Annotated in this window: 22 protein-coding genes; 13 read left to right on the top strand and 9 right to left on the bottom strand. The window is 53.8% G+C overall.

The features are described 5' to 3' along the window. Positions 1 to 2: 2 nt before the first annotated feature. On the top strand, positions 3 to 878 hold the full coding sequence (gene rluB, locus CSE01S_RS01785) for a 23S rRNA pseudouridine(2605) synthase RluB (RefSeq protein WP_042283455.1): 876 nt from the start codon (positions 3 to 5) through the stop codon (positions 876 to 878). A gap of 51 nt (positions 879 to 929) precedes the next feature. On the opposite strand, the gene cobO is transcribed toward rluB, so the two are convergent. After that, positions 930 to 1,520, bottom strand: coding sequence for a cob(I)yrinic acid a,c-diamide adenosyltransferase (gene cobO / locus CSE01S_RS01780; RefSeq protein WP_042283454.1), 591 nt, complete (start codon positions 1,518 to 1,520; stop codon positions 930 to 932). After that, on the bottom strand, positions 1,517 to 2,278 hold the full coding sequence (locus tag CSE01S_RS01775; protein WP_042283452.1) for a YciK family oxidoreductase: 762 nt from the start codon (positions 2,276 to 2,278) through the stop codon (positions 1,517 to 1,519). Before CSE01S_RS01775 ends, cobO begins: the two co-directional genes overlap by 4 nt. Positions 2,279 to 2,492: 214 nt before the next feature. Here CSE01S_RS01775 and sohB point away from each other — a divergent pair, with 214 nt between their 5' ends. Continuing rightward, the gene (sohB, locus tag CSE01S_RS01770; protein ID WP_042283448.1) at positions 2,493 to 3,539 is read left to right on the top strand and encodes a protease SohB; all 1,047 of its coding nucleotides are present in this window, start codon (positions 2,493 to 2,495) and stop codon (positions 3,537 to 3,539) included. Positions 3,540 to 3,615: 76 nt separating this feature from the next. Here the strand turns inward: sohB and CSE01S_RS01765 are convergent, their stop codons facing one another. Next, the gene (locus tag CSE01S_RS01765; RefSeq protein ID WP_042283446.1) at positions 3,616 to 3,867 is read right to left on the bottom strand and encodes a YciN family protein; all 252 of its coding nucleotides are present in this window, start codon (positions 3,865 to 3,867) and stop codon (positions 3,616 to 3,618) included. 395 nt (positions 3,868 to 4,262) lie between these two features. Between CSE01S_RS01765 and topA the strand changes: the two genes are divergently transcribed. The 6 genes from topA (at position 4,263) to acnA (ending at position 11,903) form a co-directional block, all read left to right on the top strand. Next, positions 4,263 to 6,860 carry a type I DNA topoisomerase gene (gene topA, locus CSE01S_RS01760; protein ID WP_042283444.1) on the top strand — a complete coding sequence of 866 codons (2,598 nt, stop codon included), beginning with the start codon at positions 4,263 to 4,265 and terminating at the stop codon, positions 6,858 to 6,860. A 300-nt stretch (positions 6,861 to 7,160) separates the two neighbouring features. Continuing rightward, positions 7,161 to 8,135, top strand: coding sequence for an HTH-type transcriptional regulator CysB (gene cysB, locus CSE01S_RS01755; RefSeq protein WP_042283442.1), 975 nt, complete (start codon positions 7,161 to 7,163; stop codon positions 8,133 to 8,135). 303 nt (positions 8,136 to 8,438) lie between these two features. Beyond that, entirely contained in the window at positions 8,439 to 8,600 is a 162-nt protein-coding gene (locus CSE01S_RS01750; protein WP_072197175.1) for a YmiA family putative membrane protein, read from the top strand. A 2-nt stretch (positions 8,601 to 8,602) separates the two neighbouring features. Then, entirely contained in the window at positions 8,603 to 8,773 is a 171-nt protein-coding gene (locus tag CSE01S_RS23650) for a YciX family protein (protein ID WP_491536922.1), read from the top strand. A gap of 133 nt (positions 8,774 to 8,906) precedes the next feature. Beyond that, positions 8,907 to 9,002, top strand: a complete 96-nt coding sequence (gene ymiC, locus CSE01S_RS22985; RefSeq protein WP_131729056.1) for a small membrane protein YmiC — start codon at positions 8,907 to 8,909, stop codon at positions 9,000 to 9,002. A 225-nt stretch (positions 9,003 to 9,227) separates the two neighbouring features. Further along, the gene (gene acnA / locus CSE01S_RS01745; RefSeq protein WP_042283436.1) at positions 9,228 to 11,903 is read left to right on the top strand and encodes an aconitate hydratase AcnA; all 2,676 of its coding nucleotides are present in this window, start codon (positions 9,228 to 9,230) and stop codon (positions 11,901 to 11,903) included. An 85-nt stretch (positions 11,904 to 11,988) separates the two neighbouring features. Here acnA and ribA read toward each other — a convergent pair whose 3' ends face one another. Next, on the bottom strand, positions 11,989 to 12,579 hold the full coding sequence (ribA, locus tag CSE01S_RS01740) for a GTP cyclohydrolase II (RefSeq protein ID WP_042283434.1): 591 nt from the start codon (positions 12,577 to 12,579) through the stop codon (positions 11,989 to 11,991). A gap of 196 nt (positions 12,580 to 12,775) precedes the next feature. Here ribA and pgpB point away from each other — a divergent pair, with 196 nt between their 5' ends. The 5 genes from pgpB (at position 12,776) to yciH (ending at position 16,414) form a co-directional block, all read left to right on the top strand. Next, positions 12,776 to 13,540 (top strand): phosphatidylglycerophosphatase B, encoded by a 765-nt coding sequence (pgpB, locus tag CSE01S_RS01735; RefSeq protein WP_042283432.1) that lies wholly within the window; start codon positions 12,776 to 12,778, stop codon positions 13,538 to 13,540. Positions 13,541 to 13,690: 150 nt separating this feature from the next. Next, positions 13,691 to 13,999 (top strand): LapA family protein, encoded by a 309-nt coding sequence (locus CSE01S_RS01730; RefSeq protein ID WP_042283431.1) that lies wholly within the window; start codon positions 13,691 to 13,693, stop codon positions 13,997 to 13,999. Positions 14,000 to 14,005: 6 nt separating this feature from the next. Next, positions 14,006 to 15,175 carry a lipopolysaccharide assembly protein LapB gene (lapB, locus tag CSE01S_RS01725; protein ID WP_042283429.1) on the top strand — a complete coding sequence of 390 codons (1,170 nt, stop codon included), beginning with the start codon at positions 14,006 to 14,008 and terminating at the stop codon, positions 15,173 to 15,175. A gap of 174 nt (positions 15,176 to 15,349) precedes the next feature. Continuing rightward, complete coding sequence (gene pyrF / locus CSE01S_RS01720; protein ID WP_042283426.1) at positions 15,350 to 16,087, top strand: orotidine-5'-phosphate decarboxylase; 738 nt, start codon at positions 15,350 to 15,352, stop codon at positions 16,085 to 16,087. Next, positions 16,088 to 16,414 carry a stress response translation initiation inhibitor YciH gene (gene yciH, locus CSE01S_RS01715; RefSeq protein WP_042283421.1) on the top strand — a complete coding sequence of 109 codons (327 nt, stop codon included), beginning with the start codon at positions 16,088 to 16,090 and terminating at the stop codon, positions 16,412 to 16,414. It abuts the gene before it with no gap. A 120-nt stretch (positions 16,415 to 16,534) separates the two neighbouring features. Here the strand turns inward: yciH and osmB are convergent, their stop codons facing one another. The 5 genes from osmB to CSE01S_RS01685 form a co-directional block, all read right to left on the bottom strand. Then, positions 16,535 to 16,753: an osmotically-inducible lipoprotein OsmB gene (gene osmB, locus CSE01S_RS01710; protein WP_042283417.1), complete on the bottom strand. Its 219-nt coding sequence runs from the start codon at positions 16,751 to 16,753 to the stop codon at positions 16,535 to 16,537. A 259-nt stretch (positions 16,754 to 17,012) separates the two neighbouring features. Next, positions 17,013 to 17,759 carry a DNA-binding transcriptional regulator YciT gene (yciT, locus tag CSE01S_RS01705; protein WP_042283414.1) on the bottom strand — a complete coding sequence of 249 codons (747 nt, stop codon included), beginning with the start codon at positions 17,757 to 17,759 and terminating at the stop codon, positions 17,013 to 17,015. A 95-nt stretch (positions 17,760 to 17,854) separates the two neighbouring features. Further along, on the bottom strand, positions 17,855 to 18,037 hold the full coding sequence (locus CSE01S_RS01700) for a YciZ family protein (RefSeq protein ID WP_042283411.1): 183 nt from the start codon (positions 18,035 to 18,037) through the stop codon (positions 17,855 to 17,857). A gap of 144 nt (positions 18,038 to 18,181) precedes the next feature. Continuing rightward, entirely contained in the window at positions 18,182 to 20,173 is a 1,992-nt protein-coding gene (gene pdeR, locus CSE01S_RS01695) for a cyclic di-GMP phosphodiesterase (RefSeq protein ID WP_042283409.1), read from the bottom strand. A 257-nt stretch (positions 20,174 to 20,430) separates the two neighbouring features. Then, complete coding sequence (locus CSE01S_RS01685; protein WP_042283404.1) at positions 20,431 to 22,365, bottom strand: exoribonuclease II; 1,935 nt, start codon at positions 22,363 to 22,365, stop codon at positions 20,431 to 20,433. Between the last annotated feature and the right edge of the window lie 45 nt (positions 22,366 to 22,410).

Here is a 22,410-nt window from a genome sequence, read left to right as displayed (position 1 = left end):
CTATGAGCGAAAAGTTACAAAAAGTGCTGGCGCGCGCCGGCCACGGCTCTCGCCGTGAAATCGAATCCATTATCGAAGCAGGCCGCGTGAGTGTTGACGGCAAGATCGCGACGCTTGGCGATCGCGTTGACGTTACCCCGGGTTTGAAGATCCGTATCGATGGGCACCTGATTTCGGTAAAAGAGTCCGCGGAACAAATCTGCCGTGTGCTGGCTTACTACAAGCCGGAAGGCGAACTCTGTACCCGCAACGATCCGGAAGGGCGTCCGACCGTGTTCGACCGTTTACCCAAGCTGCGCGGCGCGCGCTGGATTGCGGTAGGACGACTGGACGTGAACACCTGCGGTTTGCTGCTGTTTACGACCGACGGTGAACTGGCGAACCGTTTGATGCACCCGAGCCGTGAAGTCGAGCGTGAATATGCGGTCCGCGTCTTTGGCCAGATCGATGACGCGAAAATTCGCGATCTCAGCCGTGGCGTTCAGTTGGAAGACGGTCCGGCAGCGTTCAAAACCATCAAGTTCAGCGGAGGCGAAGGCATTAACCAGTGGTATAACGTCACCCTGACTGAAGGACGCAACCGTGAAGTGCGCCGCCTGTGGGAAGCGGTGGGTGTGCAGGTAAGCCGTCTTATCCGCGTACGCTACGGCGATATTCCGCTGCCAAAAGGCCTGCCGCGTGGCGGCTGGACCGAGCTGGATCTGGCGCAAACAAACTATCTGCGTGAGCTGGTAGAACTGCCGCCGGAAACCACTTCAAAAGTGGCGGTAGAAAAAGACCGTCGTCGCATGAAGGCCAATCAGATTCGTCGTGCGGTGAAGCGTCATAGCCAAATGAGCGGCGGTCGTCGTTCAGGTGGACGGAACAATAACGGCTGATTGCCTGTCGCTATGCCGGAGGGCGGCTACGTCGCCTTCCGGTTCCTTTACCTAGTAATCAATACCCATCTGAGCTTTGACGCCCGCTTCGAAGGCATGCTTCACCGGACGGAGTTCGCTGACGGTATCGGCCAGTTCGAGAATATCCCGGTGACAGCCGCGCCCGGTAATGATCACCGTCTGCTGATGGGGTCGGTCATTCAGCGCCGTAATCACCTCATCCAGTGGTAGATAATCATAGGCCACCATATAGGTCAGTTCGTCGAGAACCACCATATCCAGCGTAGGGTCCGCCAGCATCCGCTTACCGTGTTCCCATACCGCCAGACAGGCGGCGGTATCTGATTCGCGGTTTTGCGTTTCCCAGGTAAATCCGGTCGCCATCACCTGAAACTCGACGCCATGAGGTTCAAGCAGGTTACGTTCGCCGTTCGGCCAGGTGCCTTTGATAAACTGTACGACGCCCACCTTTTTACCATGCCCGACGGCGCGGGTTGCCGTACCGAACGCGGCGGTGGTTTTCCCCTTACCATTACCGGTAAACACGATAATAATGCCGCGCTCTTCCTGCGCCTGGGCGACGCGTGCGTCAACGTTGTCTTTTACCCGCTGCTGGCGCTGCTGATAGCGTTCTTCACTCATTGCGCGATTCCTGGTTTACGGCCCGGTTGGGCGTCGAAGGTCATGCCGGTTTTACGACGGCTGTCGTCGCCCATCAGCCACAAATACAGCGGCATAATGTCGGCGGGAGTTTTGAGTTTTTGCGGATCTTCCGTCGGAAAAGCGCTGGCGCGCATGCTTGTGCGGGTACCGCCAGGATTGATGCAGTTAACGCGCAGGGAACGGTTTTGATATTCATCAGCCAGCACCTGCATCATCCCTTCGGTGGCGAATTTGGACGTGGCATAGGCCCCCCAGTTCGCTCGTCCCTGGCGGCCCACGCTGGACGAGGTGAAAACCAGCGATCCGGAATCCGACTTGAGTAATAAAGGAAGCAACGCCTGGGTGAGCATAAACGTCGCGTTGACATTGACCTGCATAACCTGCTGCCAGACCTGTGGGTCCTGTTCGCTCATGGGACAGATGTCCCCTAACAATCCCGCGTTATGCAGCACACCATCCAGTCGCGGATACTGTCCGGCAATGCGCTGTGCAAGCTGGTGACAGTCTGCGGCGGTACAGGTTAACAGATCGAGCGTGAACCACTGCGGCTGGCTGCCCGTTTCAGTGGCAATCAGGCCTGCGACGTGGCGTAATTTCTCCTCATTGCGGCCAAGCAGGATAACGCTTGCGCCGAAACGGGCGTAGGTCAGGGCGGCTTCACGGCCAATGCCATCGCTGGCCCCGGTGACCAGAATAATGCGGCCCTGAAGAAGATCGTGTTTGGGTTGATAATGCATGGCTACTCCTCGGCGACATGCGTGGCCGCTCTGCTTCTCGTTGACTTTTCGGGTTTATGCCTGAATCTCCGCCATAATTCAATCAGCCTGGGGCGATAACGCCTTAAAATGAACACTTTGTCATACTTTTTTCCCTCGCGACATCCAACGAGACGACGCATGACGCCTGTTGTACACTGAGCCGAAGCAAAGTTATTTAACCAAGGTGGGTCGTGTGGAATTATTGTCTGAATATGGGCTATTTCTTGCCAAAATCATCACCATTGTTGTTGCTGTCGCCGCTATTGCCGCCATTATTGTGAACGTTGCCCAGCGCAAACGTCAGCGTGGCGAATTGCGGGTGACCAATCTCAGCGAGCAGTATCAGGAGATGAAGGATGACCTGGCGATGGCGCTGCTCGACGGTCATCAGCAAAAGCTGTGGCATAAAGCGCAAAAGAAAAAGCGCAAGCAGGAAGCGAAAGCGGCAAAGGCGAGAGCAAAACAAGACGAAACGCGGGACACCGACAAGCCGCGCGTCTGGGTGCTTGATTTCAAAGGCAGTATGGATGCTCACGAAGTTAACGCCTTGCGTGAAGAGGTGACGGCGGTGCTGGCAGTGGTAAAACCGCAGGATCAGGTGGTTTTGCGCCTGGAAAGCCCTGGCGGCGTGGTGCACGGCTACGGCCTGGCCGCGTCGCAATTACAGCGCTTGCGCGATAAAAACATCCCGTTGACGATTGCGGTCGACAAAGTGGCAGCAAGCGGCGGCTATATGATGGCCTGCGTGGCGGACAGGATCGTCTCTGCGCCGTTTGCCATCATAGGATCTATTGGGGTGGTCGCGCAGATCCCTAACTTCAACCGTTTTCTGAAAAGCAAAGACATTGATATTGAACTTCACACTGCGGGACAGTATAAGCGCACCCTGACGCTGTTAGGAGAAAACACCGAAGAAGGGCGACAGAAATTCCGTGAAGACTTAAACGAAACACACCAGCTGTTTAAGGCGTTTGTCCATCGTATGCGTCCGACTCTGGACATTGAACAGGTGGCCACCGGAGAGCACTGGTACGGTGAGCAGGCGCTGGAGAAGGGGCTTATTGATGAAATCAATACCAGCGATGACGTGATCCTGAACCTGATGGAAGGACGCGACGTGCTGAACGTGCGCTATCTGCAACGCAAAAAGCTAATGGACCGTTTCACCGGCAGCGCGGCGGAAAGCGCTGACCGCTTACTGATGCGCTGGTGGCAGCGCGGACAAAAACCCCTGATGTAAACATCCCGTACCGGCTGGCGCTGTTTCGCCCTGAATGGCGATATGCGCAGCGCCAACCGGCCTCACTGCGCCAGGGTTAATCAATCAGGTGATATTTCTCAGAAAGCACATGGGCCAGATGTTTAAACATATTAAACACGGCGGTGCTTTTCGGCGTCGGTAAGCCTTGTTCGTCTAAAAAATACTCCCCGCTGAAGACTAACACGCCATTTCGCTGCGTTACGCCGGTGGCTTCAATCCCCGCCAGCGTGTCCTCATGCTCACGAATGATTTTATTGGCTTCTTTCAGCAGCGTTTCGCGATCGATCGGTTGCGTCTCTTTATGCATTTTTTACTCCTTAAACAAGAACATTAGTCTACGCCGGGCGCCGCTTATGGGCAAATATTCGCTGATAAAGTCCAGGGTCTTGTCAACCTTCGCTGACTGGCGAGTTTTGGTTTTGCATGCTAATAAAGTTGCGTAACGAATTTTATCAGGTACAGTGTGACGCTTTCGTCAATCTGGCAACAGATTTGCTTGACATTCGACCGAAATTCCGTCGTGCTATAGCGCTTATGTGCGAAAAAACCTGTTAACTCAGTCACCTGACTATTTAGTGCACAGAGTCAGTACAAGGGGTTGATATCCGCAGACGCAGGGACCATATCCGTGTCTCGTCGCCAGTGGAAGGTGAATCAACGTGCGACGCATTCCTGGAAGAATCAAATTAGGTAAAGGTGAATATGGGTAAAGCTCTTGTCATCGTTGAGTCCCCGGCAAAAGCCAAAACGATCAACAAGTATCTGGGTAGTGACTACGTGGTTAAGTCCAGCGTGGGTCATATCCGTGATTTGCCGACCAGTGGCTCAGCAGCTAAAAAGAGCGCCGACTCTACCTCCACCAAAACGGCTAAGAAGCCTAAAAAGGATGAACGTGGCGCGCTCGTCAATCGCATGGGCGTTGACCCGTGGCACAACTGGGACGCGCATTACGAAGTGCTGCCTGGTAAAGAGAAGGTCGTCTCTGAATTAAAACAACTGGCTGAAAAAGCCGACCACATCTATCTCGCAACCGACCTTGACCGCGAAGGGGAAGCCATTGCCTGGCACCTGCGGGAAGTTATCGGTGGCGACGACGCGCGCTACAGTCGCGTGGTGTTTAACGAAATTACCAAAAATGCGATTCGTCAGGCGTTTGAGAAGCCCGGCGAACTGAATATCGATCGTGTTAACGCCCAGCAGGCGCGTCGCTTTATGGACCGCGTGGTGGGGTATATGGTGTCCCCGCTGTTGTGGAAAAAGATCGCCCGCGGCCTTTCTGCCGGTCGCGTACAGTCTGTCGCAGTGCGTCTGGTTGTCGAGCGTGAACGCGAAATCAAAGCGTTTGTTCCGGAAGAGTTCTGGGAGATCGACGCCAATACCAACACGCCATCCGGCGATGCGCTACCGTTACAGGTGACTCACCAGAGCGACAAACCATTCCGCCCGGTTAACCGTGAGCAGACGCATGCCGCGGTTAGCCTGCTGGAAAAAGCGCGTTATACCGTTCTCGAACGTGAAGACAAACCGACCAGCAGTAAACCCGGCGCGCCGTTTATCACCTCCACCCTGCAACAGGCGGCAAGTACCCGTCTGGGCTTTGGGGTGAAGAAAACCATGATGATGGCCCAGCGCCTGTATGAAGCAGGCTACATCACCTACATGCGTACTGACTCTACCAACCTGAGCCAGGACGCGGTGAACATGGTTCGCGGTTATATCAGCGACAACTTTGGCAAGAAATATCTGCCTGAGAAACCGAATCAGTACGCCAGTAAAGAAAACTCACAGGAAGCGCATGAAGCGATTCGTCCTTCCGATGTGTCGGTTCTGGCCGACTCGCTGAAGGATATGGAATCTGACGCGCAGAAGCTGTATCAGCTGATCTGGCGTCAGTTTGTCGCCTGTCAAATGACGCCAGCCCAGTATGATTCCACCACGCTGACCGTCGGCGCCGGTGACTTCCGCCTGAAAGCGCGTGGACGTATCCTGCGCTTCGACGGCTGGACAAAAGTGATGCCGGCGCTGCGTAAAGGTGATGAAGACCGTACGCTGCCAGCGGTGAACAAAGGTGACGAATTGTCTCTGGTTGAACTGGTTCCGGCTCAGCATTTTACTAAGCCACCGGCCCGCTTTAGCGAAGCCTCGTTGGTTAAAGAGCTGGAAAAACGCGGTATTGGTCGTCCTTCTACGTATGCGTCAATCATTTCAACCATTCAGGATCGCGGCTATGTGCGCGTTGAAAACCGCCGTTTCTACGCGGAAAAAATGGGTGAAATCGTTACCGATCGTCTGGAAGAAAACTTCCGCGAACTGATGAACTACGACTTTACCGCGCAAATGGAAGACAGCCTGGATCAGGTGGCTAACCATGAAGCGGAATGGAAAGCGGTGCTGGACCACTTCTTCAGTGATTTTACTCAGCAGTTAGACAAAGCGGAGAAAGATCCGGAAGAAGGGGGTATGCGTCCGAACCAGATGGTGTTGACCAGCATCGACTGCCCGACCTGTGGCCGCAAAATGGGGATCCGTACGGCCAGTACTGGCGTGTTCCTCGGCTGCTCCGGTTACGCGCTGTCACCGAAAGAGCGCTGCAAAACGACCATTAACCTGGTGCCGGAAAACGAAGTGCTGAACGTGCTGGAAGGCGATGACGCGGAAACGAATGCGTTACGCGCCAAACGTCGCTGTAAGAAGTGCGGCACGGCGATGGACAGCTACCTGATCGATCCGAAGCGTAAGCTGCACGTCTGCGGTAACAACCCGACCTGCGACGGCTATGAGATTGAAGAGGGCGAGTTCCGCATCAAAGGCTATGACGGCCCGATCGTCGAGTGTGAGAAATGTGGTTCCGAAATGCACCTGAAGATGGGGCGTTTTGGTAAGTACATGGCCTGCACCAACGATGAGTGTAAGAATACGCGTAAAATTCTACGTAATGGTGAAGTGGCGCCGCCGAAAGAAGATCCGGTTCCGCTGCCTGAACTACCGTGTGAAAAGTCGGATGCGTATTTTGTGTTGCGTGACGGCGCGGCCGGGGTTTTCCTTGCTGCCAATACGTTCCCGAAATCCCGCGAAACGCGCGCGCCGCTGGTGGAAGAGTTGTATCGTTTCCGCGATCGCCTGCCGGAAAAACTGCGCTATCTGGCCGACGCGCCGCAGCAGGATCCGGAAGGCAACAAAACGCTGGTACGCTTTAGCCGCAAAACCAGGCAGCAGTATGTTGCGGCGGAAAAAGACGGGAAGGCGACCGGCTGGTCTGCGTTCTTCGTTGACGGTAAATGGGTTGAAGGGAAGAAGTAATTCCCTGTTAATTGCCCGGTAGCGCTGCTGTTTACCGGGCTTGCAAGCGGGTCACGTTCCACAGGTTTGTTACGCAGCTGCGCAACGGATAAACCTCCGGGACAGCCATCTATAACAGGGTCGTGTTTGCGACCCTGTTTTTTTATTCCTTTCTTATTAATTTTTCTTCCTGTCTATACACCAATGCTATAAATGATATAGTGGTTATAGTTAACGGCTTTTTTATTATTAAATCGTATTAGCAGTGCGTGTCGCTGCGTAAAGACGATGACCTGATGGCGCTAATCTGGATGGTTTAACATGAAATTACAGCAGCTTCGCTACATTGTTGAGGTGGTTAATCACAACCTGAACGTCTCTTCAACTGCGGAAGGACTTTATACTTCACAACCGGGTATCAGTAAGCAGGTGCGGATGCTGGAAGACGAGCTGGGCATCCAGATTTTTGCCCGTAGCGGCAAGCATCTGACCCAGGTGACGCCAGCGGGGCAGGAAATTATCCGCATCGCACGTGAAGTGCTCTCGAAGGTTGACGCCATCAAGTCGGTTGCCGGTGAACATACCTGGCCGGATAAAGGCTCGCTCTATATCGCCACCACCCATACCCAGGCACGCTACGCGCTACCCGGTGTGATAAAAGGGTTTATCGAGCGTTATCCACGCGTATCGCTGCATATGCATCAGGGATCGCCGACTCAGATTGCGGAAGCCGTCTCTAAAGGTAATGCCGATTTCGCCATCGCTACCGAAGCCCTCCATCTGTATGACGATCTGGTGATGCTGCCTTGCTATCACTGGAACCGTTCGATTGTGGTGACGCCTGAACACCCGCTGGCGAATAAAGCCTCGGTCTCGATTGAAGAGCTGGCGCAGTATCCGCTTGTCACCTATACCTTCGGCTTTACCGGACGCTCCGAGCTGGATACCGCATTTAACCGGGCGGGGCTGACGCCACGGATCGTCTTTACTGCCACCGATGCCGACGTCATTAAAACCTACGTTCGTCTGGGGCTGGGCGTTGGGGTGATTGCCAGCATGGCGGTAGATCCGGTTTCCGACCCGGATCTCGTGCGCGTCGATGCGCATGATGTCTTTAGCCACAGCACGACAAAGATCGGTTTCCGTCGCAGCACCTTCCTGCGCAGCTACATGTATGATTTCATTCAACGCTTTGCGCCACACCTGACGCGTGACGTCGTTGATACCGCGGTGGCATTACGTTCGAATGAAGAGATTGAAGCCATGTTTAAAGATATAAAGCTGCCGGAGAAGTAATCAAACGGGATATTGGTTTCGGGATTTTTTATCAGCAAGAAACAGCGAAAGTTTTAATTAAATCACATTTTTCTTTTATTCTTAATTTCGGGAATTATTAACCCTGGTATTGCCAGGGTTAATGCCTCATAAAGTAGTGTCTTATTACCCGCCCCGCAAACTTCGTATTTCAATTATTTATTTTTGATCAAAAGATTGATTTATTCACGGCAAACGATTCGTAAATTCACTGGATTTTTGACTAAAGTTTGATTAGGATTTGTCTCATCTGATGATTAATTGTACCGATTGTTTGGTGCCAGAATGATAAGTGATGTCGATTGTATGAGGTTAGCAATGCCGTCTGAAAACCAGGAACCACGTCGGGACCCTGAACTGAAACGCAAAGCGTGGCTTGCGGTTTTTCTGGGCTCAGCGCTGTTCTGGCTGGTCGTCGGCCTGCTGATCTGGAACGCCTGGGGGTAAAGATGAGGGTTCGCGGACAGCAACACACGTCGCTACCGACATGTCAGCCTTGTGACAATACCCGGAAAAGCAAAAGCGTGCGTGTGAAGACAAGCCCTGAAAACTGGAAACTCACGCAACAGCAGCAGGCATTTATTGATTCCTTTGCTGAAGACGATAAACGAAAACAATAATCGACACCATTCTTAATTAGCGCGCAATTTTAAGCACGCTATTAACAGGCGCAATGCCTTTTCTTTTACACCACAGCAATAAGACGTTGAGAATGACTCAACATAACGTGTCAGATAAAAGTTGGTGTAGCCTATGCTTACTTCAAACATGAAATACTGGTCCTGGATGGGCGCATTTTCCGTATCGCTGCTCTTCTGGGCTGAACTGATCTGGATCGTTGCCCGTTAACGATAACGCCAGAGACGCTAAACGCTATCTGGCATCCCTGTTCGATCATGGCCATAAACCTCGCTGCGGCGAGGTTTTTGTTTTCTGCAACGTCGCCTCTCTGCAAGGTTTCTCCTCTTTTATCCATTTGGGTTGTTATCAAAACGTTACAGCTTGTTTGTGTTATCTTTAATATTCACCCTGAGGAGATTCAGGGCATCGCAACCCCGTCATAAAGGAGGAGCTATGTCGTCAACCCTACGAGAAGCCAGTAAGGACACGTTGCAGGCCAAAGACAAAACCTACCATTATTACAGTCTGCCGCTGGCTGCAAAATCACTGGGCGATATCACCCGTCTGCCCAAGTCGCTCAAAGTTTTGCTGGAAAACCTGCTGCGCTGGCAGGATGGTGATTCTGTTACCGAAGAAGATATCCAGGCGCTGGCAGGTTGGCTGAAAAATGCCCATGCTGACCGCGAAATTGCTTATCGTCCGGCTCGCGTGCTGATGCAGGATTTCACCGGCGTGCCCGCCGTCGTGGATCTCGCGGCAATGCGCGAAGCGGTTAAACGCCTTGGCGGCGATACCGCGAAAGTGAATCCGCTGTCGCCTGTCGATCTGGTGATTGACCACTCCGTCACCGTTGACCATTTCGGCGACGATGACGCATTTGAAGAAAACGTGCGCCTTGAAATGGAGCGTAACCATGAACGCTATATGTTCCTCAAGTGGGGGCAACAGGCGTTTAGCCGCTTCAGCGTGGTGCCGCCGGGAACGGGGATCTGCCATCAGGTGAACCTTGAGTATCTCGGCAAAGCGGTCTGGAGCGAGCTGCAAAACGGTGAATGGGTCGCTTACCCGGATACTCTGGTCGGTACGGATTCCCACACCACCATGATCAACGGTCTCGGCGTGCTCGGTTGGGGCGTCGGCGGTATCGAAGCCGAAGCCGCGATGCTCGGACAGCCGGTGTCGATGCTGATCCCGGATGTCGTGGGCTTTAAGCTCACCGGCAAACTGCGTGAAGGGATCACGGCGACCGACCTGGTGTTAACTGTCACGCAGATGCTGCGTAAACACGGCGTGGTCGGTAAATTTGTCGAATTCTATGGCGACGGTCTGGATTCACTGCCGCTGGCGGACCGCGCCACCATCGCCAACATGTCTCCAGAATATGGCGCCACCTGCGGCTTCTTCCCGATTGATGCCGTCACGCTTGACTACATGCGTCTGAGCGGTCGGACGGAAGATCAGGTTGAGCTGGTAGAGAAATACGCCAGGGCGCAGGGCATGTGGCGTAATCCTGGCGACGAGCCGGTATTTACTAGCACGCTGGCGCTGGATATGAACGACGTGGAAGCCAGCCTTGCCGGGCCGAAACGGCCTCAGGATCGTGTCGCTCTCGGCGATGTTCCAAAAGCGTTTGCCGCCAGCAGCGAGCTGGAACTGAACACCGCGCAAAAAGACCGCAAGCCAGTCGAATATGTGCTGAACGGTCAGCCATATCAGTTACCGGACGGCGCGGTGGTCATTTCAGCGATCACTTCCTGTACTAACACCTCCAACCCGAGCGTGCTGATGGCCGCCGGCCTGTTGGCGAAAAAAGCGGTTACGCTGGGGTTGAAACGCCAGCCGTGGGTAAAAGCGTCGCTGGCGCCCGGGTCGAAAGTGGTGTCGGATTATCTGGCGAAGGCGAAACTGACGCCGTATCTGGACGAACTGGGTTTTAATCTGGTGGGGTACGGCTGTACGACCTGCATTGGTAACTCGGGGCCGCTGCCGGAGCCTATCGAAACGGCCATCAAGCAAGGCGATTTAACCGTAGGCGCTGTGCTTTCCGGCAACCGTAACTTTGAGGGGCGTATCCATCCGCTGGTGAAGACCAACTGGCTGGCCTCGCCGCCGCTGGTGGTGGCTTACGCATTGGCGGGCAATATGAATATCAATCTTGCTACCGATCCGCTGGGCCACGATCGCAAAGGCGATCCGGTGTATCTGAAAGATATCTGGCCGTCGGCGCAGGAAATCGCTCGTGCGGTGGAACTGGTGTCCTCAGAAATGTTCCGTAAAGAGTATGCGGAAGTGTTTGAAGGAACGGAAGAGTGGAAGGGGATCCCTGTCGAACGCTCTGACACCTACGGCTGGCAGGATGACTCTACCTATATCCGGCTCTCGCCCTTCTTTGACGAGATGCTGGCGGAACCGGCGCCGGTCACCGACATTCGCGGCGCACGGATTCTGGCCATGCTCGGCGATTCCGTGACCACTGACCATATTTCCCCGGCGGGGAGCATTAAAGCGGACAGCCCGGCAGGTCGTTATCTGCAAAGCCATGGGGTTGAGCGGAAAGACTTCAACTCCTACGGATCGCGACGCGGAAACCATGAAGTGATGATGCGCGGCACGTTTGCCAATATTCGTATCCGCAATGAAATGGTGCCCGGGGTGGAAGGCGGAATGACGCGGCATCTGCCTGGAACGGATGTGATGTCTATCTATGATGCGGCGATGCTGTATCAAAAAGAGAACACGCCGTTGGCGGTGATTGCGGGTAAAGAGTATGGTTCCGGATCCAGCCGTGACTGGGCGGCGAAGGGGCCGCGTTTGCTGGGGATCCGCGTGGTGATCGCTGAGTCCTTCGAGCGAATTCACCGTTCTAACCTGATCGGGATGGGGATTCTGCCGCTGGAATTCCCGCAGGGCGTCACGCGTAAGACCCTGGGACTGACTGGGGAAGAGGCGATCGACATCGCGGATCTGCAGAACCTGAAACCGGGCGCCACGGTGCCAGTGACGTTCACGCGTCCGGACGGTAAACAAGAAGTCATACCGTGTCGCTGCCGTATCGATACCGCCACCGAGTTAACCTACTACCAGAACGACGGCATCTTGCATTATGTTATTCGTAACATGCTGATGTAAAAACTAAAAAGCCTGCATGTGACGTGCAGGCTTTTTCAATGTGCGTCACCCGCGGCTACCCGCAAGGCAGTGACAACGCATCGGGTTATTTATCCAGCAAATGCCCCATCTTGGCAGCTTTGGTGTCCAGATAATGGGCATTATTCGGGTTACGCCCCACGATCAGCGGTACGCGTTCCACAATATTGATTCCCGCTTCGGTGAGGATTTCCACTTTCTTCGGGTTATTGGTGAGCAGACGAACCTCATCGACGCCAAGCAGCTTGAACATATCCGCACAAAGGGTGAAATCACGTTCGTCGGCGGCAAAGCCCAGCTGGTGGTTGGCTTCTACGGTGTCATAGCCCTGATCCTGCAGCGCATAGGCGCGAATTTTATTCAGCAAACCAATATTACGTCCTTCCTGACGGTGATAAAGGAGGATCCCACGGCCTTCTTCCGCAATATGCGCCAACGCCGCTTCCAGCTGGAAACCACAGTCGCAGCGCAGACTGAACAGAGCATCGCCTGTCAGGCATTCTGAATGGACACGCGCCAGAACCGGCGTCAGGCCTGAAATATCACCATACACTAACGCTACGTGATCGTGTCCGGTTGCCAGTTCTTCAAAACCCACCATCAGGAAATCGCCCCATGGGGTTGGCAGTTTGGCTTCTGCCACTCGTTTAAGCTGCATGTGTTTCTCCAGATAATGCTGGCACGTAATGGCGTGCCGTTGCCTGTTGGCTTATGCGTTTATTTTGCCATAAGGCGACGGCGTTCACCTAATCGCTGCCGTGTAATCGGGCGGGGAATGGCACAAATCTGTCAATTTTCCCGTACTGAGCTTTTTTCAGTTATGATTATGAAACTTATCGTTAAAAGAGGTGTTCATGCTGTCGATTGCAAAACGTACTGCAACTGGTGCGGGATTATTGCTGGTTATGCCCATCGCCGTATGGGTTTCTGGATGGCGCTGGCAGCCGGATCACAGTGGCGGGTGGTTGAAAACGCTGTACTGGATAACCGAAACGGTAACTCAACCCTGGGGAATCATCACGCACGTTATTCTCTGCGCCTGGTTTCTGTGGTGCTTGCGTTTTCGTCTTAAGGCAGCGGTGATGCTCTTTGCTATTCTCGCAGCGGCGATCCTGGTGGGGCAGGGTGTTAAGTCGTGGGTTAAAGAGAAAGCCCAGGAGCCGCGTCCTTTCGTTATCTGGCTGGAAAAAACGCACAATATACCGGTCGATGAGTTCTACACTTTAAAACGTAAGGATCGTGGGAATCTGGTGAAGGAGCAGCTCGCGACGCAGGGGAATATTCCGCTGTTTTTGCGTCAGCACTGGCAAAAAGAGACCGGCTTCGCATTTCCTTCCGGACATACCATGTTTGCCGCAAGCTGGGCGCTACTGGCTGTGGGCCTGTTGTGGCCGCGCAGGCGTACCGTCACGATTGCGATACTGCTGGTCTGGGCAACCGGGGTAATGGGGAGTCGCCTGCTGTTGGGGATGCACTGGCCGCGTGATTTGGTGGTTGCAACGCTGATTTCATGGGCGCTGGTAACCGTCGCGACCTGGCTTGCGCAGCGGATTTGCGGCCCGCTTACGCCGCCGCCGGAAGAAGAGCAGGAGATTGCGCAACGTGAGCAGGAAAGCTGATCGCGGTTGAATTTCCGTCATTAGCCCTCAAATCCCTGTATGGCCTGACGCTTTTCCATTTCGCACACGCCGTGAAAATGGTAATTTAAAAGGCTAAATGCGAAACGTTGAACACGATTTATTCGCTTAAACCACATAACGGGAAGTAATGTGAAATATTTACTCATTTTCTTACTGGTGTTGGCGATTTTTGTTATCTCGGTAACATTAGGCGCGCAGAATGATCAGCAGGTGACGTTTAATTACCTGCTGGCGCAGGGGGAGTACCGTATCTCTACCTTGCTGGCTGTGTTGTTCGCCGCTGGTTTCGCTATCGGTTGGTTGGTCTGCGGCCTTTTCTGGCTGCGGGTTCGTGTTTCCTTAGCGCGCGCTGAACGTAAAATTAAACGCCTGGAAAACCAGCTTACGCCTGCCACTGACGTGGTGGTCGCGCCGGGTACACCGGTCGTGAAGGAATAATCGTTTATGCTGGAGTTGTTGTTTCTGCTGTTGCCTGTCGCGGCCGTCTATGGCTGGTACATGGGCCGCAGAAGTGCGCAACAAACAAAACAGGAGGAGGCTAACCGTCTGTCTCGCGATTATGTCGCGGGGGTTAACTTCCTTCTGAGCAACCAACAGGATAAAGCGGTGGATCTGTTCCTCGATATGTTGAAAGAGGATACCGGCACCGTTGAAGCGCATCTCACCCTCGGAAACCTGTTCCGCTCCCGTGGCGAAGTCGACCGCGCTATTCGTATCCACCAGACGCTCATGGAAAGCGCCTCGCTGACCTATGAACAGCGCTTGCTGGCCGTTCAGCAGTTGGGCCGCGACTACATGGCCGCCGGGTTGTACGACCGGGCGGAGGATATGTTCAATCAGTTGACCGACGAAACGGATTTTCGTGTCAGCGCGCTGCAACAACTCCTGCAGATTTATCAGGCCACCAGCGACTGGCAGAAGGCAATCGACGTTGCAGAGCGTCTGGTGAAGCTGGGCAAGGATAAACAGCGGATCGAAATTGCCCATTTCTATTGTGAACTGGCGTTGCAGCAAATGGGCAGCGACGACATGGACCGGGCGATGGCGCTGTTGAAAAAGGGCGCCGCTGCGGACAAAAACAGCGCCAGGGTGTCTATCATGATGGGGCGCATCTGGATGGCGAAGGGCGACTACGCCAGGGCGGTGGAGTCTCTCCAGCGGGTCATTGCGCAGGATAAAGAACTGGTCAGCGAAACGCTGGAAATGCTGCAGACATGCTACCAGCAACTGGGCAAAAATGACGAATGGGCGGAATTTTTGCGTCGCGCAGTTGAAGAAAACACCGGCGCTGCTGCCGAGCTGATGCTTGCCGATATTCTTGAAGCCCGGGAAGGTCACGATACCGCGCAGGTCTATATTACCCGTCAACTGCAGCGCCATCCGACGATGCGCGTTTTCCATAAGCTTATGGACTACCATCTTAATGAGGCGGAAGAGGGGCGCGCAAAAGAGAGCCTGATGGTGCTGCGCGACATGGTGGGCGAGCAGGTGCGCAGTAAGCCGCGCTACCGCTGTTCGAAGTGTGGGTTTACCGCGTATACGCTGTACTGGCACTGTCCGTCCTGTCGCGCCTGGTCAACGATCAAGCCAATACGCGGCCTTGACGGTCTGTAATTATTAAAAAAAATCGACTTTAGTTACAACATACTTTTCTGCTTTTACTTGCCACTCCTCCGGCATCGCTGCGCTGAGGCGTTACAGAGGAGTAAAAGGCGTCTGTTAATTTCGCCTTTCGGCAGGTAGAATGCACGCCGTTTACCCATTTTCCCCCTCGCAAAAGGTCTGGTTATGACGGTTACTGCATCATCTACATCCCGCGCTGTTACTGATTCTCCCGTGGTTGTCGCTCTCGATTATAATAACCGTGACAAAGCCCTGGCATTTGTTGACCGTATCGATCCGCGCGACTGTCGCCTGAAGGTCGGTAAAGAAATGTTCACGCTGTTTGGCCCTCAGCTGGTTCGCGACCTTCAGCAGCGTGGCTTCGATATCTTCCTCGACCTGAAATTTCATGATATCCCGAACACCACCGCTCATGCGGTTGCCGCTGCGGCAGATCTGGGCGTGTGGATGGTAAACGTCCATGCGTCGGGCGGTGCGAGAATGATGACCGCCGCTCGCGAGGCGCTGTTGCCGTTGGGCAAAGATGCGCCATTGCTCATCGCCGTGACTGTGCTGACCAGTATGGAAGCCAGCGATCTGGCCGATATTGGCGTGACGCTGTCGCCTGCCGAGCACGCGGAGCGTCTGGCGGCGTTGACCCTGAAATGCGGTCTGGATGGCGTGGTGTGTTCCGCGCAGGAAGCGGTGCGCTTCAAACAGGCGTTTGGTGGCGCGTTTAAACTGGTCACGCCGGGGATTCGGCCGCAGGGTAGCGACGCAGGCGATCAGCGCCGCATTATGACGCCAGAACAGGCTTTAGCCGCAGGGGTGGATTTTATGGTCATCGGTCGTCCTGTTACTCAGTCCGCCGATCCGGCGCAGACATTAAAGGCGATCAATGCATCACTGAAGACGGGGGAGTAAATGAACGATTCGAACAGCCGGCTGGTCTATTCAACAGACAGTGGGCGGATTAATGAGCCGAAAACCGCCCCCGTACGTCCAAAAGGCGATGGCATTGTTCGTATCCAGCGCCAGACCAGTGGCCGGAAGGGCAAAGGGGTTTGTCTGATTACCGGCATTGATCTGGATGATGCAGCTCTGAACAAACTGGCCGCTGAGCTAAAGAAAAAGTGTGGCTGTGGCGGGGCGGTTAAAGAGGGCGTTATAGAAATTCAGGGCGACAAACGTGATTTAATTAAAACGCTGCTGGAAGCCAAAGGCATGATGGTCAAACTGGCAGGCGGATAATGAAAAAGCCACGACAGAAATATCGTGGCTTTATAATTAATCGTTTACTAATGTGTAGCTCAGACCAGAAAAGATAATCGTATTATTATATCGAGCCGGTCAACCGTAGATATTTTACGATTATTTACCTACCTGATGGCCGATAACACCACCAACAGCGGCACCGCCCAGCGTGCCAAGCGTGCTGCCATCAGTTAACACTGCGCCGCCTAATGCGCCGGCACCCGCACCGATAGCGGTGTTACGGTCACGTTTGGACCAGTTAGAGCAGGCGCTCAGAGACATTGCCAGAGTAATTGCCAGAACCGCGGCGGTCATTTTTTTGCTCGTTACTAACATAATACTTTCTCCTGAATTAACGATTCACGAAAGTTAGTTCTTTTTAACTATAGTTTACATATCCAGTCTTCGAAGAACATTCGTGAAACTTTATTGCGCAGGGTAATATCACGCAGGTGATAGTCACTTCCTGTTATATCGCTAATAATAATTTTACCTCGTCTGTCCGCAGGCAACAGGTAAATAGTCTTAATTCAGGTGTCGGAATTGTCTCAAGCGCAAATGATTTGCAGCGACAAATCATTTGCCCACCGATGCGCTAAGCCTCAACAATATTTACATGCAACCCTTTTTGTTCCATCAGCAGGCGATCGTCCCCACTGATGCCGGAATCAGTGATGACCCGACTAAAGCGCTCAACGGGTCCCAGAGTATAGGGATGGACCACGCCGAATTTCGAACTGTCGGTCAGAACAATGGCTTCCGAACCTTTTTCCAGTACTGCATTGACTACATCCGCACGCATCATATCGCGTCCGGTAAACCCGGTATCTGCCAGCCAGCCATCGATGCCGATAAACGCTTTACTGAAATGGACCTGCTGGATGAACTGGCGGGTCAGAGGGCCGACCATGCTTTCGCTTTTTTTCTGGTAAATGCCGCCAAGCAAAATAACCTCGCAAGGCGTCTCCTTTAACAGGTGAGCGATATAACTGCTTACCGTAATGATGGTGACATTTTTTTGCTCGGCCAGCGTTCTCGCTAACAGGGCATTACTGCTGCCGTTTTCAATAAATACCGTTTCGCCGGGATTTACCAGTGAAGCGGCAAACTCGGCAAGCTGACGCTTAAGGGTGAAGTTGGTCATCATCCTTGTTTCGACGTCTTCACTGTCCAGTGAAACCGCGAAGCCGTGGGCACGACGCAAATAGCTTTGCTTTTCCAGGGTATTGAGATCCTGGCGAATGGTCACTTCAGAAACACCGGTGATTTTTGCCAGTTCGGAAACGCTCATCTGGCCTTTATCGATCACCATCTGCAAAATCGATTGTTGTCGGGAATTCATAGTATTCGTTTTAATTGAGGTATGTTTACCGGGTTTTAAAAACAGGCGGCGATGGCTCGCTCAGGTCGCCACCGCTTTCACAACGCGCGTAAAGGTCAGATCTCCCACGGCGCTTTGGGTTTGCCTGGCGATGACCCGCTTTCATCCTGCGCCAGGCTAAGTAATTCCGCTTTAAGTATTTCAAGATTGTGGATGGCGGAGTGGTAGTCGCCGGCAACCAGGATATCCAGCACGGTATCAATACGTTCGGCAACCCGTTTGGCGTCGATATCTGACATGGGGGATCCTTCGTAAGTAAGAGTATGGATTCAATGATGCAAAAAATGGCGACAAAAGAGAAGGGAAAATTACGCCGCGGTAGGATAACCGATATCAAGATATATTCTGCCATAACAGGCAGATACGGCGTGATTTCCTGCCGGTCAGCGCTGTGTTTTATTGCGCCAGCGTTTGTACCAGCGTTCAAATGCTGCGGCGGGCATCGGCTTTGCAAATAAAAATCCTTGTCTTTCATTGATACCGTTTTTAGTCAGGAACGCGTCCTCTTTGGCGCTTTCCACCCCTTCGGCGATGACCTGAAGGTTGAGCGCCTGCGCCACGGCGACGATGGCGCGTACCATGGACTGGGAAGCGGTTTTTTTATGAATATCTCTGACGAACATGTGATCCAGCTTGATAGCGTCAATCGGAAAACGCGTCAGTTGTGAAAGCGACGAGTAGCCGGTACCGAAATCATCAAGATGTACCTGAGCGCCCAACTGGCTAAACTGCTCAATGACCGACAGGGCCAGCGTCTCGTTTTCAATCAGGCAGCTTTCCGTTAACTCAACGTCGATCGGGCAGTATTCGAAATTCAGCTCGTGTAAAACCTGTCTGAGGTCGGTGAAAATCGTCTGGTCAGCAAGCTGACGCGCCGAAATATTAACCGCCACGCGCAGGTGAATGCCTTTATCGCGCCATTTTGCCACCTGGCGCACCACGTCGAGCAGTACCCACCGTCCAAGCGGTACAATCAGTCCCGACTCCTCGGCATAGGAGATAAATTCTCCTGGCGAAATCAAACCGCGCTCCGGCGACTGCCAGCGCACCAGCGCTTCAAGGCTGCGTACTTCACCGCGCCAGGTAATCTTTGGCTGATAATGGATCAGTAGCTGATCGTTTTCGAGCGCTTTGCGCAGATGCGTATCGAGCCAGAGGTATTCAAAGACCCGCTCATTCATTTCCGGTGAGAAGACGCAGAACTGACCGCGGCCCCCTTCTTTAGCCGTGTACATGGCGGTGTCGGCATTGCGGATCAGACTGTCGCTGTCCTCGCCATGTAAGGGCGCCATCGCGATGCCCACGGAGCAGCCGGTATAGACCTCGATCAGACCGATGCGAAAGGGCTGGCGAAGGCGGGTCAGAATACGCGACGCGACGGCCTCAAGCGCCCCCTGAGAGGTGTGGGTGGCAAGCAGAATGAATTCGTCGCCGCCCAGCCGCGCCAGCAACTGGTTTTCTTCCATACAGCTCAGCAGAGCCAGGGAGACCGCCTGTAATAGCTGGTCGCCGAACATATGCCCATAAGCGTCGTTCACCTTTTTAAAATTATCCAGATCAAAATACACGATCCCGACCTGACCTGCGTGCGCATCCCCGACAGCGTCGTTGATCAGCTCATGGATGGCGTTGCGGTTAGGCAGTCCGGTGATAGTGTCAGTATTCGCCAGTACCCGTAGACGCTCCTGGGCGCGCCGCTCTTCGGTAATGTCGGTACCTGAACAAATGAGAAATATTTCATTCTTCCCGCTACCGCTATGGACGAACTTATTGCGAAATAAAAACAGACGCTGACCCTGGCGTGTTTTTACCCACCGTTCGACCTCATAAGAATTTCCGTTACGAAAAAAGCCGCTGATATTGCGCCGCGAAGCAGCGGCTTCACGGCGGCTCATAAACAGCCTGAAGACGCTCTGACCAATGACATCCTGCTCTTTAAGTCCGGTATATTCTTCGCACAGGCGGTTGAAGCGCTGAATATTGCCGCGGCTGTCAAGGATCACAATGACCGAATTCGCTTCTGAAACCACCTGTTCGGCGAAGGACAGCCCCTTAGCCAGATCGCGCGCGACGGAGGGCGTGTCATGCCAGGCTGAGGCACTGCCTGCCCACTCGTGCTTATTGATTTTCCGACCCACCAGATGTATCTGCACCTCGCTGCTCTCGAGGGGTAACGTAATCAACAGGCTGGACGTGATAACGGTCATTTCGCGAATTCGTGCGGCCTGCCCGGGGGCGAGCGCAAGCGCCTCATCATGTTCTGCGGCTTCGGTAAGTGATAAATGCAGAATGTCGGCATCATCTGACAAGCGCCAGTAAGGACAGTGTGTGCCCAGAAAACGATACAACGTCGCGGATTCCCGACTCTCTTTCATGTTGCGCACCATCCCGTTTGACCGCCCGAACTTCGCAATGGAAAGGTTAACCGCGATAAATACAGGGTTTACCGTCGCTGCAGATCTTGTTTTATCTATCTCTTCATTTGTAATTCAGAACCGGGAAAAAGCACAGGCGAGGCGGAAAATATATCCCGATAGCGTTGATCGCGTGGCACAGGAAAGGTGTTAAGAGGGGAAGGCGAAAACCAGCAAACGGCCTTTCTTATTCAGAAAGGCCGTGTGAAAACTCAGGGTCAGGCGGCCGGACGGGCGATGATGCTGCGCGTTTCCATCCGCACTTCGGCGATGGTCACATCGATCACGTCCGTGACTTTATACACGGTCTCGCCTTTAATCTGTACGGTGCCGTTTTCCTGGCTGCAAACCATTTCGTCGCGGACGGCATGGAGGAACGGCGCCGGAATAAAGGCAACCGCGCCGTTATCCACCAGACGAACGCGCATACCGCCACGGCTGACATCAATGATTTCAGCCGCAAAACGGATGTCCGTGCCGGCTTTGTCGTTCAGGAAACGGGCGTACAACCAGTCGCCAACGTCGCGTTCCGCCATACGGTTCAGGCGACGGCGCTCCGCCATCTGCACGGTGGTGTCGTCGTGCGGACGGGCAATGGTTTCACCTTTAATGACCGCTTTCAGCAGGCGATGGTTGATCATATCGCCGTACTTACGAATCGGCGAGGTCCAGGTCGCATACGCTTCAAGACCCAGACCAAAGTGCGGACCCGGCTCAATGCTGATTTCGGCGAAGGACTGGAAGCGACGAATGCGGCTGTCGAGGAAGCCGGACGGCTGTGCATCCAGTTCGCGACGCAGTTTGCAGAAACCTTCAAGGGTCAACACTTCTTGCGGATCGACATGGACGTCATGATTTTTCAGCAGCGCCGACAGCGCTTCCGTATTCGCCGGATCAAAACCGGTATGCACGTTGTAAATGCCAAAGCCCAGTTTGTCACGCAGAACGCGGGCGGCGCATATATTGGCGGCGATCATCGCTTCTTCAACGATACGGTTGGCGATGCGGCGCGGCTCTGCGACGATATCCAGCACTTCACCTTTTTCACCCAGAATAAAGCGATAATCAGGACGGTCCTTGAAGACCAGCGCGTGGTGATGGCGCCACTCGCCGCGACGCAGGCAAATTTGCTGCAGCAGACGAATTTGATGCGCGATGTCGTCGCTTTCAGGCTGCCAGCTACCGGCGTTTTCCAGCCAGTCAGAGACGCTGTCATAGGCCAGTTTGGCTTTTGACTCGATGGTCGCCGCGAAGAAAACCATATCGTCTTCAAGGGCGCCATCCGCCGCAATGGTCATACGGCAGGCCAGCACCGGACGGACTTCGCGCGGACGCAACGAGCAGAGATCGTCAGAGAGTTCACGCGGCAACATTGGGATGTTGAACCCTGGGAGATAGTTGGTGAACGCGCGTATTTTCGCAGCGTTATCCAGTTTGCTACCTTCAGCGATCCACGCGGTCGGGTCGGCAATCGCAACGGTCAGCTGTAATTTACCGTCAGCCAGTTCTTCGGCATACAGCGCGTCATCCATATCTTCGGTGCTGGCGCTGTCTATAGTGACGAAATTCAGGGCGGTCAGATCCTGACGCGTTAAGCCTTCGTCGAGCATTTCAGTGGCTACGCCGTCCGGGGCTTCTTTTTCCAGATTGTGGCGCGCCAGCGTTACCCACCACGGCACAAAGTGGTCATCTGCGTAGGTAATGTACTGGGTTAACTCGGCATAGAAGGTGCGATCGCCTTTTAACGGATGGCGGCGCATCTCGGCGACCGCCCAGTCACCTTCTTTAAAGTCATGCTCTACGCCACGCGCGGCGCGACAGGGGATAGCATCTTTCAGCAGCGGGTGATCCGGAACAATAGACAGGCGATCGTTTTTGCCCTGAACTTTTCCGACAAAGCGGGTCAGGAAGGGTTCAACCAGTTCTTCCGGCTCAGCGGACTCGCGATCTTTTTCGCTGTGGATCACCGCGACAATCCGGTCGCCATGCATCACTTTTTTCATCTGCGGCGGCGGGATGAAGTAACTTTTTTGCGCATCGACTTCCAGGAAGCCAAAGCCTTTTTCCGTGGCTTTTACCACCCCTTCGGCGCGCGGCGTCTGGGAATGCAGTTGCTGTTTAAGCTGCGCTAGCAGCGGGTTGTCCTGAAACATATTTGTCTATTTTCGTGGCCAAAAGAGCGGCTGACAGTTTTACGC

Source organism: Citrobacter sedlakii NBRC 105722, assembly GCF_000759835.1.
Taxonomy (GTDB): domain Bacteria; phylum Pseudomonadota; class Gammaproteobacteria; order Enterobacterales; family Enterobacteriaceae; genus Citrobacter_A; species Citrobacter_A sedlakii.
The sequence above is the reverse complement of the archived record's forward strand: the minus strand, read 5'-3'. Positions and strand labels throughout refer to the sequence as shown.